At 45.3% G+C, this 18225-nt stretch carries 9 protein-coding genes; 4 read left to right on the forward strand and 5 right to left on the reverse strand.

The genetic code is table 11. The features are described 5' to 3' along the window. Nucleotides 1–215: 215 nt before the first annotated feature. Genes JWQ85_RS20030 through JWQ85_RS20040 form a run of 3 tightly spaced genes read left to right on the forward strand, consistent with a single transcriptional unit; the run spans nt 216 to nt 11672 of the window. A complete protein-coding gene (locus JWQ85_RS20030; RefSeq protein ID WP_299471157.1) occupies nt 216–6866 on the forward strand; it encodes a polyketide synthase in 6651 nt (2216 codons plus the stop codon). A gap of 1 nt (nt 6867) precedes the next feature. Next, nucleotides 6868–10893, forward strand: a complete 4026-nt coding sequence (locus JWQ85_RS20035; RefSeq protein ID WP_299471159.1) for an amino acid adenylation domain-containing protein — start codon at nt 6868–6870, stop codon at nt 10891–10893. 32 nt (nt 10894–10925) lie between these two features. Further along, nucleotides 10926–11672: a 4'-phosphopantetheinyl transferase superfamily protein gene (locus JWQ85_RS20040; RefSeq protein ID WP_299471161.1), complete on the forward strand. Its 747-nt coding sequence runs from the start codon at nt 10926–10928 to the stop codon at nt 11670–11672. Between the two features lie 129 nt (nt 11673–11801). Here the strand turns inward: JWQ85_RS20040 and JWQ85_RS20045 are convergent, their stop codons facing one another. From JWQ85_RS20045 to JWQ85_RS20065, 5 genes are all read right to left on the reverse strand, one after another. Next, entirely contained in the window at nt 11802–13202 is a 1401-nt protein-coding gene (locus JWQ85_RS20045; protein ID WP_299471163.1) for an alpha-L-fucosidase, read from the reverse strand. A gap of 447 nt (nt 13203–13649) precedes the next feature. Continuing rightward, complete coding sequence (locus JWQ85_RS20050; RefSeq protein WP_299471203.1) at nt 13650–14339, reverse strand: ClpP family protease; 690 nt, start codon at nt 14337–14339, stop codon at nt 13650–13652. A gap of 10 nt (nt 14340–14349) precedes the next feature. Beyond that, nucleotides 14350–14607, reverse strand: coding sequence for a hypothetical protein (locus tag JWQ85_RS20055; protein ID WP_299471165.1), 258 nt, complete (start codon nt 14605–14607; stop codon nt 14350–14352). Continuing rightward, the gene (locus tag JWQ85_RS20060; protein WP_299471167.1) at nt 14600–15121 is read right to left on the reverse strand and encodes a sigma-70 family RNA polymerase sigma factor; all 522 of its coding nucleotides are present in this window, start codon (nt 15119–15121) and stop codon (nt 14600–14602) included. Before JWQ85_RS20060 ends, JWQ85_RS20055 begins: the two co-directional genes overlap by 8 nt. A 232-nt stretch (nt 15122–15353) precedes the next feature. Beyond that, nucleotides 15354–16763 carry a phosphoglucomutase/phosphomannomutase family protein gene (locus JWQ85_RS20065; RefSeq protein ID WP_299471169.1) on the reverse strand — a complete coding sequence of 470 codons (1410 nt, stop codon included), beginning with the start codon at nt 16761–16763 and terminating at the stop codon, nt 15354–15356. Between the two features lie 88 nt (nt 16764–16851). On the opposite strand from JWQ85_RS20065, the gene JWQ85_RS20070 reads away from it, so the two are divergent. Then, complete coding sequence (locus JWQ85_RS20070) at nt 16852–18162, forward strand: aspartate kinase (protein WP_299471171.1); 1311 nt, start codon at nt 16852–16854, stop codon at nt 18160–18162. The last annotated feature ends 63 nt before the right edge of the window (nt 18163–18225 follow it).

Below are 18225 nucleotides of genomic sequence, written 5' to 3' on the forward strand. Positions count from 1 at the left end.
ATTTCCCCACCAGTATTAGCTATATATTAACTCATGGTTATGTAATTATGGGCTATACGATCAAATAATAAAATTCACTTAAATGAAAATTAAATGAATTTTTTTGACTCCCGTTACAAGTCCATAAAGTTTAATTTTATAACTTATACCCGATTTTAAACCTGCGTAGCAGTAACTATAAGGTTAGATGAAACCTAACCTACTTATTTAGCTTAATGGACATTCTTACTGATAATAAGTATAATAATATTTCAACTGATGATGTGCTGATTCATTATTTGTTTGAACAGCAGGCGCAGCAATACCCGGCGGTTACAGCAGTACAATTTGGCGATAGTAAAATTACCTACGCCGGGCTAAACGCCAAAGCTGATGAATTGGCCAAAACTATCCTGTCAGTTTCCCCAGCCTCGCTTGTTATTGGTGTAAGCTCCACCCGTTCTATAGAAACCATTATTAGCCTGCTTGCCATTTTAAAAGCCGGTAAAGCTTACCTACCGCTCGACCCAACCTTCCCGGCCGATCGCCTGCAGGACATTGTTGCCGATTGTGGTATGGATACCATTTTGGTACCTGAAAAGGATAGCGCGATTTTCGAGCCGATAATTAAAAATGTTATCGTCTCCGATAAGTCGGTAAGCTCGTCTGCATATGTGGGCGAATGTGCTAAAACCAAAGTAGCTTATATCATTTACACATCCGGTTCAACAGGTAAACCGAAAGGGGTTTGCGTTGGGCATGCAGGTGTGATTAACTTAATAAACTGGCATAAACGCATCTCGCCATATTTGGGTGTGGGGCATAAAACACTGCAATTTTCTCCACTGATATTTGACGCTTCGGTAATGGAGATCTTTTGTACGCTGTGCATAGGCGGTACCTTAGTTTTGGTAGAGGACGAAACCCGTATTGACCCATTAAAGCTTTTACGTTATGTAGACGAGCAAAAGGTGAACCGTATAAACGTTCCTTTTGTAGCCCTGCAATATTTTACCGAAGCGGCCGATGCCGAACAGTACTTCCCGCAATCGTTACAGGAAGTGATAAGCGCAGGCGAGCAGTTAAAAATAACACCGCAGGTATTAAGATTCTTCCAGGCATTGCCGGGCTGCGTGTTCTACAACATGTATGGCCCAACCGAAGCCAGCGTTTGCAGCACGGCCCTAAAAATGGAAGGCCCCGCCGAAAACTGGCCTTTATTGCCAACCATTGGCAAAGCGATGGATAATGTAACCATTCATATACTGGATGAACAGCTTAACGAAGTCGCCAAAGGCGATCAGGGCGAACTTTGCATCAGCGGTATAAATTTGGCGTATGGTTACCTTAACCGCCCCGATCTGACCGACGAAAAATTCATTAAATGGGCAGATGATTCAGGTAAACCAACCCGCATTTACCGCAGCGGCGACTTAGGCCGCTACCTGCCCGATGGCACTATAGAATATCTTGGCCGCCGCGATACACAGGTTAAAATTCGTGGTAACCGTGTAGAGGTTGGCGAGATAGAAGTATTGCTAAACCAACTGGAAGGTATCCAGCAATCTGTTGTAGTGGCCCGCGAGGATGTACCCGGTCAAAAACGACTGGTGGCTTACCTGATATCATCAGGTGTTAAAAAAGATCTTGTTTTTCTTCGCGATAGCATAGAACAAAAACTGCCCGACTATATGATGCCATCGGCATTTGTTTGGGTAGATGGCTTTGCTAAAACAACCAGTGGTAAGGTAGACCGCAACGCCCTGCCCGCCCCGGATCTGCAAAGGCCCGAGCTTTCTGTACTGTACAAAGCCCCCATAACCGCTGCCGAAAAACATATCGCTGCCCTATGGGCCGAACTGCTGCAGTTGGATAAGGTGGGTATTTACGATAACTTTTTTGAGCTGGGCGGTAACTCCATACTGGCGCTTAAAACCGTTGCGAGCCTAAAAAAGCAGCACAATTATACCCTGCCCATAACCAAGCTATACCAATATCCAACAGTTAACGGTATAGCCGGTTACATTGACGGCAACAAGGTAGTAGCCAAAGTAATGGCCAACAAACCCAAAAAAGATAAAAACAACAACGATATAGCCGTAATAGGCATGGCAGCCCGTTTCCCCGGCGCCGATAATATTTATGAGCTTTGGAAAGTGCTGACCGAAGGGCGTGAAACTACATCCTTTTTCACTGATGAAGAGCTCGATCAAAGCATCCCGTTTGCTATTCGCAATGCGCCAAACTATGTTAAAGCGCGTGGTATAGTAGAAAACTCGGAAGGGTTTGATGCCGCATTTTTTGGTATCAGCCCCAAAGTGGCCGAACTGATGGATCCGCAACACCGGGTGTTTCTTGAACTGGCCTGGGAAGCATTAGAAACCAGCGGGCATTTGCCGGCTAAATATTCAGGGTCGATAGGGGTGTTTGCGGGTACAGGTAACAATACTTATTACACTAATAACGTACTGTCCAATACCGAAAAAATTGAGAACATTGGCAGTTTCCTGGTATCAACCATAAACGAAAAAGATTATATAGCCACCCGCACCGCTTACGAGCTTAACCTGAATGGCCCGGCAGTGAGTGTGCATGCCGCATGTTCTACCTCATTGTTAGCAATTGCACAAGCTGCTGATAGCATTCGTAACGGGCAGTGTAATGTGGCGCTGGCAGGTGGTGCATCTATCAATTCGCCAATAAAAAGCGGGCATTTGTACCAGCAGGGCACTATGCTTAGCGCCGATGGGCATTGCCGATCATTTGATGCCGAAAGCGACGGTACAGTGTTTAGCGATGGCGCGGGTGTTGTAGTATTAAAAAGCCTTGAAGAAGCCGAACGTGACGGCGATACCATTTATGCCGTTTTAAAAGGCGTTGGCTTAAATAACGATGGCGGCGGCAAAGGTAGCTTTACTGCACCAAGCGCAACAGGGCAGGCAGGAGCCATTGCAATGGCTATTGCCGATGCGGATATCGACCCGTCGACAATAACTTATGTAGAAGCCCACGGCACGGCCACATCGTTAGGCGACCCGATAGAAATTGAAGGATTAAACCTTGCTTTTGGCAAACAAGATAAGAACCAGTACTGCGCCATAGGTTCTATAAAAAGTAATATGGGCCATTTGGTGGCAGCGGCGGGTGTGGCTGGTTTCATTAAAACTACGCTGGCCTTGTTCCATAAACAGATTCCGCCTACGCTGCACTTTACCAAAGCCAACCCTAACATTCATTTTGAGGACAGTCCGTTTTATGTGAATACCAAACTTACCGATTGGCAAAGCAACGGTAAACGCAGGGCAGGGGTAAGTTCGTTTGGGGTAGGTGGTACAAACGTGCACACCATACTGGAAGAGTATTACAGGGAAGAACAACCGGTAGGCGATAGTCACCCGGTGCAATTGATCAGTTGGTCGGCTAAAACAGCAACCAGCGCATCTAAATGGGCCGATAGGCTATTCCACTATATACAGGAAAATCCGGAAGCACAGATAGCAGATATCGCCTATAGCCTGCACAGCACCCGTACAGATTTTAAAGAAAGAAATTTTATACTTGCTGCCGACAGGCAAGACCTGCTGGATAAGCTAACTAAGTTTAAGCGTGACCCATTCAACTCAAAAACACTAAAAGAAAAAGCTACCGAAATCGTATTTATGTTCCCCGGGCAGGGTGCGCAGTATCTAAACATGGGCCGTGAGCTTTATGAACAGGAACCTGTTTTTGCCGATGCAATAAACGAGTGCGTTGCCTTGCTGGAAGGTACAGGTCACCAGGATATTCTCAATGTTATTTATGCTGATAATTCCGCCGATGCGACTGAGAAACTAAAGAATACATATTACACCCAGCCCGCTATCTTCATCACCTCTTACGCTATGGCTAAGCTGTGGATGAGTTGGGGCATCGAGCCATCGGTATTTACCGGGCATAGTATTGGCGAGTTTGTAGCCGCGCATTTTGCGGGGATATTCAGCCTGCCGGATGCTTTGAAACTAATTACAGAACGCGCCAAACTGGTAAGTGAGGTTGCCGAAGGCGATATGCTATCGGTACGTATTACCGCTGCCGAGTTGGAGAAGATCTTACCGGATAACCTTTCTATAGCCGTTATCAACAGCAATAAACTCTCTGTTGTGGCCGGCGAAAAAGATGCTGTTGCAGCCTTTGCCAAAACGATCGAAGAAAAAGGGATCCCCGGCAGATTGTTGCAAACCAGCCATGCTTTCCATTCGGCCATGATGGATGATATTGTGGCACCGTTTGAGGCGATTGTTAGATCGGTAAAGCTAAACGCGCCTGTTAAGCCCGTTGTATCTACCGCCACAGGTAAATGGCTAAGCGAAGCCGAAGCTACCGACCCTGCATATTGGGCAGCACATTTACGTAAAACAGTCCGTTTTGCTGATGCTATCGATACATTAACAGAAGACAGCGGCCGGCTGTTCTTAGAAGTTGGTCCCGGCCGTACACTGGCTACACTAACAGCCCAGCAAACGGTAGATAACCCTGCTGCTACTGTCGCAGGTATCGAAGTTAGTAACGATCAGCCCGAGTATCAATCGGTAATAAAAGCCCTTGGCCAGCTATGGCTAAACGGTGTAGAGCCGGATTGGAATGCGTTTTACACAGATCGGCGTAAAAAATTAAGGCTACCATCTTATGCGTTCGATCATAAAAAATATTGGGTTGAACCTGTCGTATTTAATCAAACAGGAACAGTGAACTACCAGCCGGAAGAAATAGTGCCGGATGCACCACAAACCCTTACACAAGAAAATATTACCCCAAATAATATAATGAGAAAAGATTTGCTGGCCGATAAACTGCATGAAATTTTCGAAGATGCTTCGGGTATCGAAATAGATAAAGCATCTGCAGATCTGAGCTTCCCCGAGATTGGTTTCGATTCGTTATTGCTAACGCAAATTGCCACTAATCTTAAAAAAACATTCAATGTAGCTATCACCTTCAGGAAACTTTTTGAAGAGTATAATTCTATTAATCTGTTAGCTGATTTCCTGGATAAGAACCTGCCTGCGGGTCAATTTGAACCACAGCAGGCTGAGCGCCCGGCACAAATACCTCCTCCATTGTTTGCATCAAACGGAAACAGTAGCATTACATTACATAACATATCGCAGCAACTGCAATCTCTAGCGCACCAGATCGCCTATTTGCAGGGAGCAGATGTAAAAATTGCTCAGATTATCCTTTCGCCGCCGCCATTTAATGACATGAAGGGTGCACCGATAGCGCCCCGTACATTAGAGCAGGAATCGGATATAACGCCGGAAGAAATGGTGGAGATAGAAAAACCATTTGGCGCCACCGCCCGTATCGAAAGAAAGGTACAGGAACTGGACGATAAGCAAATGGCCTTCCTTGCCGATCTGACAAAAAAATATAACGCTAAAACCAAAAAAAGCAAAGAACAAACCCAGCAGCATCGTGCCTACATGGCCGACCCGCGCGTGGTAAGCGGCTTTAGGCCACTGACCAAAGAAGTGGTTTACCCAATAGTTATCAATAGATCTAAAGGCAGCCGCCTTTGGGATCTAGATGGTAACGAATACATCGACGCGTTAAACGGATTCGGTTCCAATATGTTAGGTTATCAGCCCGATATTTTGAAAGAAGCTGTAAAAGCCCAAATAGATTTGGGTTACGAGATAGGTCCGCAGCATGAACTGGCAGGCGAGGTTTGCAAAATGATGTGCGAGTTTACCAATTTTGACCGTGCCGGTTTGTGTAATACAGGCTCGGAAGCTGTATTGGGCGCTATGCGTATCGCCAGGACGGTAACCGGCCGGTCGCTTATTGTTGCCTTTAGCGGTTCATATCATGGCATTATGGACGAGGTAATTGTTCGCGGTACCAAAAAGCTAAAAACTGTTCCCGCTGCATCAGGCATCTTGCCCGCTAACGTGCAGAACATGCTGATCCTGGATTATGGCACCGATGAATCCCTGCGTATTATCAAAGAACGAGCGGACGAAATTGCCGCTGTATTGGTAGAGCCCGTACAAAGCCGCAGACCGGAATTTCAGCCTATAGATTTCCTTAAAAAATTAAGAACTGTTACGGCTGATACCAAAATAGCTTTGATATTTGACGAAGTGATAAGCGGTTTTCGTTTCCATCCGGGTGGGGCACAGGCGCTGTTTGGCGTTAAAGCCGATATTGGCACCTATGGTAAAGTTATTGGCGGGGGAATGCCCGTTGGCGCTATTTGCGGCATAGCCGAATATATGGACGCGCTCGACGGCGGTTACTGGGAGTTTGGTGATGATTCTGTGCCGGAAGTAGGGGTAACCTACTTTGCAGGAACATTTGTGCGCCATCCGCTTGCCCTTGCCGCAACAAAAGCCTCCTTACAATACATGAAGGATCGGGGCCCTGCTTTGCAGGAAAAGCTAACCCGTTTGGCTACCCGCTTAAAAGATGGTATGGATGCCATCTGTAAAAAGGAGAACCTGCCATTAACGGTGGTAGGCTATGGTTCATTATGGCGATTGAAATTTTTAGAAGATATCCCTTACAGCGAATTACTATTTACGCTAATGCGTTTAAAAGGTATTCATATCCTGGATGGCTTCCCTTGCTTTATGACGGATGCGCATACCGAAGGGGATATAGACACCATGATCTCGAAATTTAACGAGAGCATTGCCGAAATGATAGAAGCAGGATTTTTTAAAGCGCAAACTGCCATGCCTGTTATAACTTTGGCTACACCGGCAGCCCCGGCAATAATAAACGCGAACCAGCCGCCTATAGAAGGTGCTAAGCTTGGCCGCGATAAAGATGGCAACCCTGCATGGTTTATAAAAGATGAAAATGCCCCGGGCAAGTATTTACAATTTAAATTAAACGGCGAATAATTTGGATCAGACTGCTACATATATCCCTCCTGTTAGTCACGATGAATTTGACCCATTTGCAGGGCCCGAGATCTTATTGGTTGCCCCGGCTACAGAGCCGCAGATAGAGATCTGGACATCCTGCCTTATAGGGGGTAACGATGCCAATTGTGCTTATAACGATTCTGCATCCATTGTGCTAACCGGCAATTTTGATAAAGAAGCCATGCTTAAGGCATTGCAGGCATTATCAGACCGCCATGAAGCATTGCGTACCGTTTTTAGTGCCGATGGCGCGAATATAATTGTTTACAACAATCCCGAAATAAACGTTGAGTACCACGACCTATCCTTACAAGACGATGAGCAGAACAAGCTTTTCATAAAGAACTATAACCGCCAGTTGGCAATTACCCCGCTCGACCTGATCAACGGCCCCTTATACAAGGCCGCTATATTAAAACTAAGCCACGATGAGCATCATGTAGTAATGCTGATGCATCATATTGTGTGCGATGGCTGGTCGGTAGGGATTATTATGCAGGATTTGAGTAAGCTATACTCTGCATTCGCGCAAAATACAACGCCGGAATTAGCAGCCGCACCGCAGTTTAGTCAGTACGCCATAGAAGAAATTGAAGCTTCGCATGGTGTTGAGCATCGGGAAACCGAAGGGTACTGGATAAATCAATTTAAAGGCAGCAACCACCTGCTGGATGTGCCTACAGACAACCCAAGGCCGTCGCCACGAACCTACAAAAGTAACCGCGCCGATTTTAGCCTTGATGCCGCATTGGTTAATGATTTGAAGTTATTGGCCCGCAAAGCCGGCAGCAGCTTTGTTACCACTATTTTAGCCTCGTTCGAAGTTTTTCTGCATCAGATAACCGGGCAGGAAGAAATAATTATTGGTTTACCAGCCGCCGGGCAATCAGCTACCGGTAATTTTGGCCTGGTTGGGCATTGCGTAAACTTGCTGCCCTTAAGAAGTTTCCCCAAAGGCGACCAATCGTTTGTAGAGTACCTGAAGGCACGTAAAAGTACCGTACTGGATGCCTATGACCACCAGCAGTATACCTTTGGCAGCCTGCTTAAAAAGCTGAACCTCGCCCGTGACCCATCGCGCCTGCCGCTGGTGCCGGTAGTGTTTAATATCGATATCGGGATGGACGAGGGGATAGGCTTCTATAACCTTAAACACCGTTACATCAATAATCCGCGCGAGTACGAAACGTTTGAGATCTTCCTGAATATTACCGACCATAAAGGCACGCTGACCTTTGAATGGTCGTACAATACACAACTGTTTGAACTGGCCACCATAAAACGTTTTATGGATGAGCTGGAGCATTTGCTGCGCGAGGTAGTAAGGTCGCCGGATACGCTTATTGGCAAGATCCCGGTGATGAATGCTGCCATGATAAAGGAGCAGCTGAATAAATGGAACGATACCAGGGTTGACTATCCTAAAGAGAAATCGCTTCACCAGATCATCAGCGAAACCGCGGCGCAATATCCAAATAACATCGCCCTTAAGTTTAATAACGAAGAACTTACCTATACACAGCTAAACCAAAAGGCTAACCAATTGGCGGCTGTGCTGATAGAGAACGGCGTAAAGTTGAATGATAAAGTTGCCATTTCGCTGGATAGATCGGTTGAGTTGGTGGTGGCATTGCTGGCCATTATTAAAGCAGGCGCCATCTATATCCCGCTCGACCCGATATTCCCTATCAACCGCATTAATTACATGTTGGAAGATTCGGCCGCGGTGGTATTGCTTACCTCCGAAACTTATAAAGGTCAGTATTTATCAAACGCCAAAGAAATTATATTGGATGATATTTGGGCGGGCCTCAATAACTATCCAGCCATCGACCCTGACGTTAAAGTAAAAGGGGAAGACCTGATCTATATCTTGTATACTTCGGGTTCTACCGGGCAACCAAAAGGGGTGCAGATAAAGCACCATAACGTGGTTAACTTTTTGTGCAGCATGCAAAAAGAACCGGGGCTTACCCCTGCTGATAAATTGCTTGCTGTAACCACCATCAGCTTTGATATTGCCGGGCTGGAACTTTGGCTGCCGCTGATAACCGGCGCGCAAATAGTGCTGGCCGATGCCGCAACCGCTAAAGATGGTAACGCGTTGCTGAGCATCATCAAAAAAGAAAAAATTACCGTTATGCAGGCCACGCCATATACCTGGCGCATAATGCTGGAAGCGGGTTGGGATAAAGAGAAAATAAAAGTGATCTGCGGGGGCGAGGCCTTACCAATGGATCTGGCGCAGCGTATACTGGACAGGGCAACCTCGTTATGGAATGTTTATGGTCCAACAGAAACCACCATTTGGTCCACACTGAAACAGATCACCGCGAACGATGTTTTTATCAGCATTGGTAAACCAATTAATAATACGCAGATCTACATTTTAGATAAGTTCCAAAACCCGCTGGTACCCGGTGCCGTCGGCGAAATTTATATAGGCGGCGAAGGCATTGCCCATGGCTACCTGAACCAGCCCGAACTGACGGCAGAAAAGTTCGTTTCAGATCCGTTTTCGGACGAACCAGGGGCGAAAATGTACCGCACCGGAGACCTCGGGACGTTCACCCCGGATGGTAATTTGATGTACCTGTCGCGTATCGATGCGCAGGTGAAGATCCGTGGTTACCGCATCGAAACAGGCGAGATCGAATTTAACCTGGCTAAAGAAGATGCCATAAAACAAGCAGTTGTTATTGCCCGTGCCGATAACAATGGCGTTGATAAATTGGTGGCTTATATTATTCTAAAAGATACTCATAGCCAGCATGATAACGAGCTGGTACAACAGTGGCGCAGCAACTTGCGTTCGTCGGTGCCGGACTATATGGTGCCTGATAATTTTGTACTGATAGATGCCATGCCAATGACCCCCAATGGCAAAGTGGACAAAAAAGCGCTGGCCGCTCAGGATATCGCATCGGTTGAAACTGTAAAATACATTGCCCCGCGTACAGATATTGAAAAACTGGTTGCCGATATATGGATAGAGCTTTTGGAGATTGAAAAGGTTGGCATCCACGATAACTTTTTTGAGCTGGGTGGGCACTCGCTGATAGCTGTACAAGTTATGGCGCGGATAGAGAAAGAGACAGGTAAACGCCTGCCGCTGGCTATTTTGTTCGAGAATTCTACGGTAGAAAAGCTGTCGCTGATGTTGGAGATGGATGGCAAATCTATCACCTGGGATTCATTGGTGCCGATAAAGCCAAATGGTACTAAAGTGCCCATATATATTGTGCATGGTGCCGGCTTAAATGTGCTGCTTTTTAACACACTTGCCAAACATATGGATGAAGATCAGCCGGTTTACGGTATGCAGGCTAAAGGCCTTAACGGTGTTGACGAACCACTAAGCAGGATAGAAGACATTGCAGCGCACTACATATCAGCCATAAGGGTGCAAAACCCGGATGGGCCGTATGCGCTGGCTGGTTTCTCTTTTGGGGGGATAATTGCCTATGAGATGACCAGGCAGCTGGAAGCGCTTAATAAAGAGGTAAGGATGCTGGCCATGTTTGATACCTATGCTTACCGTACCCCATTTTACGACCCCTGGCTGGTGAAGAATGTTAAACGCGGGTTATATTTTGGCCGTAAGGTATGGCATGCGCTGTTGTTTAAGGATGGGTTTGAAAAGACCATTAAAACCCGTACAAAGGCTGTTAAGCGCGGTGTAACCAGGCTGTTATGGAAGTTGAAATTTGGTAAGGAACAGCAACAGACCGGCTTTTTTGGTTATGCCAATAAAATAGACGAGATGAACAACATCGCGCAAAAGCATTATAAGATACAACCATATAATACGTCTATCGAGCTTTTCCGGGCCGAAGTAAGATCGTTCTACCTGGATGATTATGAGTATATGGGCTGGAAACCTTATGCCTTAAACGGGGTGAATATTCATAAGGTTCCGGGTGAGCATAACACCATATTTAAAGAGCCAAACGATAAGGTATTCGCGCAAATATTACAAGATTGCCTTGATAAGATCAATTAAAACAGGGGCAGTAAGGCTGTAACAAAAAGGTTTTGGGCAAAATAAATAACCAATATTTAAGTGATGTTAATTGGCAAAAGGCTTTGCAAAGCCTTGCTATCAATAACAGCGAGGTACACATATGGCGCATCAATATCAGCCAGAACTTAAGTTCATTAAATAAGTTTAAAGCACTGCTTAACCCCGCAGAGCTTGTACGTGCGGGTAAATATCTGCAGCGGAAAGATCACGATAGGTTTATTGTTAGCAGGGGCGCACAGCGGATAATATTGGGTTGGTATTTAAATACACCACCCCAACAGCTCGAATTTGTTTTGGGTGATAATAAGAAACCGCATCTTTTTAGTAAAGATGGCAATCCCTTCCATTACAACCTTTCACATTCCGGCGATTGGATAGTATTGGCCATTGCTACATCACAGGTAGGAACCGATGTGGAGTTTATTGATGAAACTTTTAAATTTCAGGATATCCTGCCGGATAATTTCAGCGAAGAAGAAGCCACTTACATCAACCAGGAAAACGCTGCAGAAAGGTTCTTCGCCCTATGGACACGCAAGGAAGCCATTTTGAAGGCAACCGGGCAGGGTTTAGGCGAGCATTTGCAAATAACCCCGGCGCTTAACGGCGAACATCCGCTTCAGCATAAGCTAACAGGGGCCGATAAAAACTGGATATTAAATAGCTTTAGTATTCAACCGGGATATATCAGTAGTGTGGTTGTTGAAGATGCCGGGCAATCCTTTAAATTTTTTGATGCAGGACTTAATATACCGTAATGGGTTTAAATAAGGCATTTAAATGATGTAATTGTTACTTATTCCTTTTAAAAAAAGACGCGAAGTATCGCGTCTCTACATTAAATTTCTTCGTAGAGACGCGATACCTCGCGTCTTAAGAGGTTAAACCTATCTTCTCTCGTTATAAACCCCAAACTCGGCTATAGAAACCCGGCTGTCGGCCTTGTCAATAGTTACCCGTATTTTAGTACCCCAAACGCGGTTAAAGCGGTGGATCTTTACGCGGCAGATAGTATTGCCGTTCAAAATTGGTTTCCAAACACCATTATGCAGATATTCTAAATGATAACTGGTTATGTTTGGTTTTGCCTCGGTTAAAGCAATAGCGTTAAACTCAGTGTCATGCCCAAAATCTATTTCGTACCATGGGGTTTTAACACTTGCATTTGATGTCCACGATGTTGTGAAGTCGTCATCGTTGGCAAAATCCATAATGTTCATATCATCACTCCAGCTGGAGTTTGACGGTTTGTTTTTAGCCAGGTTAGAAGAGATAATAGGCGAACCCGTAGCGGCCAGCTTTGGTGCCGGGCCGTCGTTTTTCCAAAGTTTACCTATCTCTTTAAGTGCGGCTAAAGCATTATCGTCAAATAACCCGTCGCGGTTTGGTGCAACGTTCAGGATGAAATTACAATCTGCATTATTCAATGTAGTTAGCTCGGTCACCATTTTGGCGGCATCTTTTACAGGCGTGGTAGGGAAGTTTGTTTTCCAGAACCAACTGCTTTGGAGCGGCAAACAAGCTAGCGATGGCATAATGTTATTCTCTTTGGAAATACGCTGACCGGCACCCATTTCATAGGTTTTAATATCGCTATAAAACAAGCCTTCGGCAGGATATTTGGCGCCGTTCAAGTCCATCAGCACACAATCCGGCTGGAGAGATTTTATCAGGTGGTACACATCCTCAAAATTGATATCATCATAACTGATCCTCGACCATGGGGCATCCCAACCATCTATAATAATAGCTTCTATTTTGCCGTATTTGGTAAGCAATTCGGTAAGCTGGGCCTTCACCATCTCAAAATGTTTTTGGGTGATGGTATGCGGGCGCAATTTGTGATGCGTATCCAGTATGCTATAATACAGCATCACTTTAAGGTCGTTCTTACGAAACGCATCTACATATTCCTTTACCACATCGCGTTTCAGCGGACTGTTCATCACATTATAATCTGTTGTTTTGGTATCCCAAATACAAAAGCCGCTGTGGTGTTTGGTAGTTAAGCAACCGTAGGTCATGTTAGCGCTTTTTGCCGCTTTAGCCCATTGGTCGGCATTTAGTTTTTTAGGGTTGAAGTTGGACACGGCTGCTTCCGGATCAGGCCAATCGGCATCCATATAGGTAGGCATGTTAAAATGGATGAACATGCCGAATTTTAGGTCGACAAATTTTTGCTGTAGTTCGGAGTAATTAGCGGTTGTGGTGAGCACACTGTTGTTTTGCGCCGATGTTTTATAAATGATACAAGTTAGCAGGAGGGCAGCGGTAAGAAGTTTCTTCATGGGAACACTGTTGTTAAACCCAAAGTAAGCGATTATTTTTTGAAGAGAAAGTAAAGGTAATTGTTAAATTATTAAGGGAAATTGGCATGGCTGATTTATTTGTCATCCTGAACGTAGTGAAGGTGAGAAGTGTTCATGTTCACGGCCGTGGCCGCCCCCTGAACGCCTGTAAACGGCTGTTAATCACTTGTATTGAAATTGGCTACTGACAAAATATCGCCACCATTATTTATGATTTAATTGTTGTCGCTACAAGGTATAGCATCGCGGACCTTGCGTTACTTTGCATGCGGGAACGATGTCATGGTGAGCCTGTCGAACCATTGGCGGACTATGCATACCGCGCGTCCTTCGACAAGCTCAGGATGACACCCCTCGCTTTTTTGTCATCCTGAACAGGGAAGATTTGACAACTTTTTAAAAGTTGTCAAATCTATAATCGTTTAATTACTCCTTAGCACCCAAAATCTCATCTATCATTCCAAATTCCTGGGCTTCGGCGGCTATCATCCAATGGTCGCGGTCGGATAGGCGGTAAACGGTTTCGTAATCCTGCCCGGTATGTTTGGCGGTGATTTCGGAAAGTTCCTGTTTCATTTTGGCAATTTGCAGGGCAGCTATTTCGATATCTGATGCCACGCCCTGCGCTCCACCTGACGGCTGATGCATCATTATCCTGGAGTGGGGCAGAGCAGCCCGCTTGCCCTGTGTGCCTGCGCACAGTAATACCTGCGCCATGGATGCTGCCATGCCCGTACAAATGGTTGCCACATCGGGCGAGATGAACTGCATGGTATCGTAAATGCCCAATCCGGCATATACCGAACCACCCGGCGAATTGATATAGATCTGAATATCGCGTTTAGCATCGGTAGATTGCAGGAAGAGCAACTGCGCCTGTATAATGTTTGCCACGTGGTCGTCCACCGCTGTCCCCAGGAATATGATCCGGTCCATCATTAGGCGCGAGAACACATCCATTTGGGTGATATTCATTTGTCGCTCTTCCATAATGGCGGGTGTTTGGCTGGTAATACGGGTGTTATTTACCTGGGCTATAAATCTATCCACATGTAAACTTTGGACATAGCAATGCCTTACCGCGTATTTGCGGAACTCGTTAGTATTCATTTTTATAAATTTTAGATTAGCGTTTAAAAAAGCGCAGTATATTTTGCCTGAAGATTAGGTGCTCGGGCCGGGTAAAAAGCTTGTTGTGAACGGCCTCAATATCGGCACATAACTGTTCGCGGCCATATTGCTGCACCAGGTTAAGGGTTTGCTTATGCCACATCACATTCAATTGCAATTCGGGGTTCAGAATAATCTTCGCCTCGAACAGTAGGCTATCCTGCGGAGCAGAAAGGCCAAGCAGGTGGTCGTCTACCTCTTTTATGTTATTCAATGAAGTCCGCATAAGTCAATGATTGTTCTTTAACGGTTTCTCTTACTTTTTCCAGGCATTTATATTTCTGCACGGTTACTGAGCGTTCACCGGCGTAACCAAACAGACCTGCAATATCTTTCATGGGTAGCTTATGATAATAAAATGCGCTAAGTAGCTCCATACATCGCTTACCGGCGGTTTCCAGGTATTGTAAAACTTTGTTGGATGAGATCTGCTGGTCGGCTTCATCAGTTATGTTTAGCAGGTCATCCTGTAAAGGCAGCGTGTTATTATCTTCCCGGAACTTTTTAAACCAAAGGTGTTTGGCAATGCCCAGTAGATAGGCTTTATTATCCTTTGCGACTAAATCCCCGGCAACTGCTTTTTCGTAATAGATCACCAGTGCATCCTGGAAAACATCCTTAGCATCATCAAGCGTGCCGCCCAGCCTGGCCACATATTTAGCCACCGGGGGGAAGGCGCTTTTATAAAGCTCCATCAGTAATTGTTCCCTATTAATCATTTTTACCATGATACCTGCGTTTTATTATAAGTGCGCGGATTGGATGATATATCACCATGAAGTTAGGAAAAAGTTTTTGCATTGCGACGAAGCCTCACCCCAACCCTCTCCAAAGGAGAGGGAGCTGAAGATGATTGGCTTAGAACCCTCTCCTTTGGAGAGGGCAGGGTGAGACCAAAAAAGGCCTGCCGAAGCAAGCCTTTTAAAATCTATAAATCCGTTAAATCGGGTAAATCCCGGTTTATTTCAACAATTCTGCTTTTACGGTATCCAGTATGCGGATAGATTCGGCAGTGGTTGGTGCTTCAGCGTATACACGTAGTACAGGCTCGGTACCCGATGGGCGGATCATTACCCAGGTTTCATCTTCAAAGAAGAATTTATAACCATCCAGGTCTTCGGTTCTGTCAACTTTTAGGTTGCCAAAGGCGCTATAGCCACTTTTGCAGTTACTGATGATCTGTTGTTTCTTCTCTTCGGTAACATGCAAATCGTAACGTTCTACCGCGAATTTACCTACCACATCATAAATTTCCTGTACAAGGTCTTTTAAGCTGCGGCCGCTTTTTGCCATAAATTCCCATATCATTAACCCTATCCAAACGCCGTCGCGCTCTGGGATGTGACCGTTAACCGCTATACCGCCAGATTCTTCGCCGCCAACCATAAATGGTTTGCCGCTATTCACTATCAGGTCGCAAATATATTTAAAGCCAATTTTGGTAACCGTATTGTTCAGCCCGTAAGCATCACAAAGTTTTTGAATTTTGCTGGTACACGAAAAGGTAGAATATACCTCGCCGCTTTCGCCTTTTACTTTGTGCATGTAATGTATCAGCAATAAAAGTATATGGTGCGAATCAACAAAGTTACCTTCGCCATCATATAAGCCAATACGATCGGCATCACCATCGGTAACTAAACCAGATGCAATTTCACCTTCAGATAGTTTAATTAACTGCTCAAACTCCTGCAGGTTACGCTGGATAGGCTCGGGGGCCTGGCCATCAAAGCTTGGGTTATAATCGCTGTGCAGAAAAGTAATATCCGGGAACAGGCGGCGCATTACATTTTGCCCGGCACCGTACATGGCGTCGTAAGCCCACTGTAAGCCACTATCGCGAATGGCAGGGATATCGAAGTTGGCTTCGGCATGTTCTACGTACATATCCTCCAGGTCGATGTATTCCACCAGGCCTTCGGTTACATAATCGGTAACCGATTTTAGCTCCAGGTTAATGGTTTCCGGGATCTGCGATTCTACTTTTTCAATATCATCGGGGGTAGCCGGGCCACCGTAAAATGCTTTTATCTTATATCCATTGTATGCAGGCGGGTTATGGCTTGCCGTAATTATTATACCTGCCGATGCCTGTTTGCGCACGGTACCCAACGATATCATTGGGGTAGATATAAACATGTTTTCGGCACGGAAAACCTTAATGCCCTGCGATGCAAGCACAGTTGTGGTTACATCGGCAAATAGTGGCCCTGCAAAACGCGGGTCGCAGCCTATCACGGCGCTTGGGTTTTCGAAGTTTTGCTTTAGCCACAATGCAGTTGCATAGGCCACCCGTTTTACGTTTTCAACAGTAAAGTCGTCAGCAATGATCGCTCTCCAACCGTCTGTTCCAAATTTTATTTTGCTCATCTTAGATATAAGTGGTTTAAAATCCTATTTTTAGCGCCTCAATATTCATACAAGAATATTAATGTTTTATGGTAAACGGAAACAAATAATGAAAGTTTTAAAATTTGGCGGAACATCGGTCGGAAGTGCCGCTCGTATGCAGAAGCTACTGGATATAATAAACCCCCAGGAAAGGCAAATTGTAGTGTTATCGGCCATGTCGGGCACTACCAATAATTTAGTAGAAATTGGCCATGCCTACCTTACAAATGATAAGGCAAAGGCGGCAGCTTTAATTGCAACATTAAAGGATAAGTACGAGGTTGTTATAAAGGAGCTTTTAAAGAAGCCCGAAACATTAGAACAGGGTAAAGAAGTTATTGATTATCACTTTAGGTTATTAAGCAGTTTTGCTAACGACCTGTTTACCCCCATAGAAGATAAAATTATACTGGCACAGGGTGAGTTGTTATCAACCACGTTGTATCATATTTACCTGAAAGAAATTGGTGTACCATCGGTATTACTGCCAGCGCTGGAGTTTATGAAAACGGATGAGGATAGCGAGCCTATTGTTGACCACATCACTACCGAGCTTACACCACTGCTGGATAAACACCCGGATGTGAACCTTTTTATTACCCAGGGTTTTATTTGCCGTAATGCTTTTGGCGAAATTGATAACCTGCGCCGTGGCGGCAGCGATTATACCGCGTCATTAATAGGGGCGGGTATCCACAGCGAGGAAGTGCAGATATGGACAGATATTGACGGTATGCATAATAACGATCCGCGTATTGTGAGCAATACCAAACCGATTGCCCAGCTATCATTTGATGAAGCTGCCGAGCTTGCTTACTTTGGTGCCAAGATACTGCACCCGCAAAGTGTTTTCCCGGCGCAAAAATATAAGATCCCTGTACGTTTGTTAAATACAATGGACCCGCAGGCTGCCGGTACGCTGATAACTAATACCAGCGAAAAGGATAAAATAAAATCTATTGCCGCTAAGGATGGCATCACCGCTATTAAGATACAAAGTAGCCGTATGCTGCTGGCACATGGCTTTTTACGCCGCGTATTTGAGGTGTTTGAGCGGTATCGTACATCGATAGATATGATAACCACATCTGAAGTGGCGGTATCTTTAACTATTGATGATACTACCTATTTAGGTGAGATAACTGCCGAACTGGGCGCTTTTGGCTCGGTTGAAATTGATGTGAACCATACTATTATTTGTGTGGTAGGTGATTTTGGCGCCGAAAAGCATGGTTACGCAGCCCGCGTTTTAGAGGCTGTTAAACATATCCCGGTTAGGATGATATCATACGGTGGCAGCGATCATAATATGTCGCTACTGGTTAAAACAGAAGAAAAAACAGAGGTGCTAAGAAGCTTGCACAGCAGGCTGTTTTAAGAGCCTCACCCAACCCTCTCCAAGGAGAGGGCTTAATATACAATACGTCCGGCGTATTGCAGG

Origin of the sequence: Mucilaginibacter sp. (genome assembly GCF_028288105.1) — a bacterium.
Taxonomy (GTDB): domain Bacteria; phylum Bacteroidota; class Bacteroidia; order Sphingobacteriales; family Sphingobacteriaceae; genus Mucilaginibacter.

Coding starts and splice junctions, on each gene's coding strand:
- JWQ85_RS20030 (WP_299471157.1), top strand. CDS start 216: ATGGACATTCTTACTGATAATAAGTATAATAATATTTCAACTGATGAT.
- JWQ85_RS20070 (WP_299471171.1), top strand. CDS start 16,852: ATGAAAGTTTTAAAATTTGGCGGAACATCGGTCGGAAGTGCCGCTCGT.
- JWQ85_RS20060 (WP_299471167.1), bottom strand. CDS start 15,121: ATGGTAAAAATGATTAATAGGGAACAATTACTGATGGAGCTTTATAAA.
- JWQ85_RS20045 (WP_299471163.1), bottom strand. CDS start 13,202: ATGAAGAAACTTCTTACCGCTGCCCTCCTGCTAACTTGTATCATTTAT.
- JWQ85_RS20065 (WP_299471169.1), bottom strand. CDS start 16,763: ATGAGCAAAATAAAATTTGGAACAGACGGTTGGAGAGCGATCATTGCT.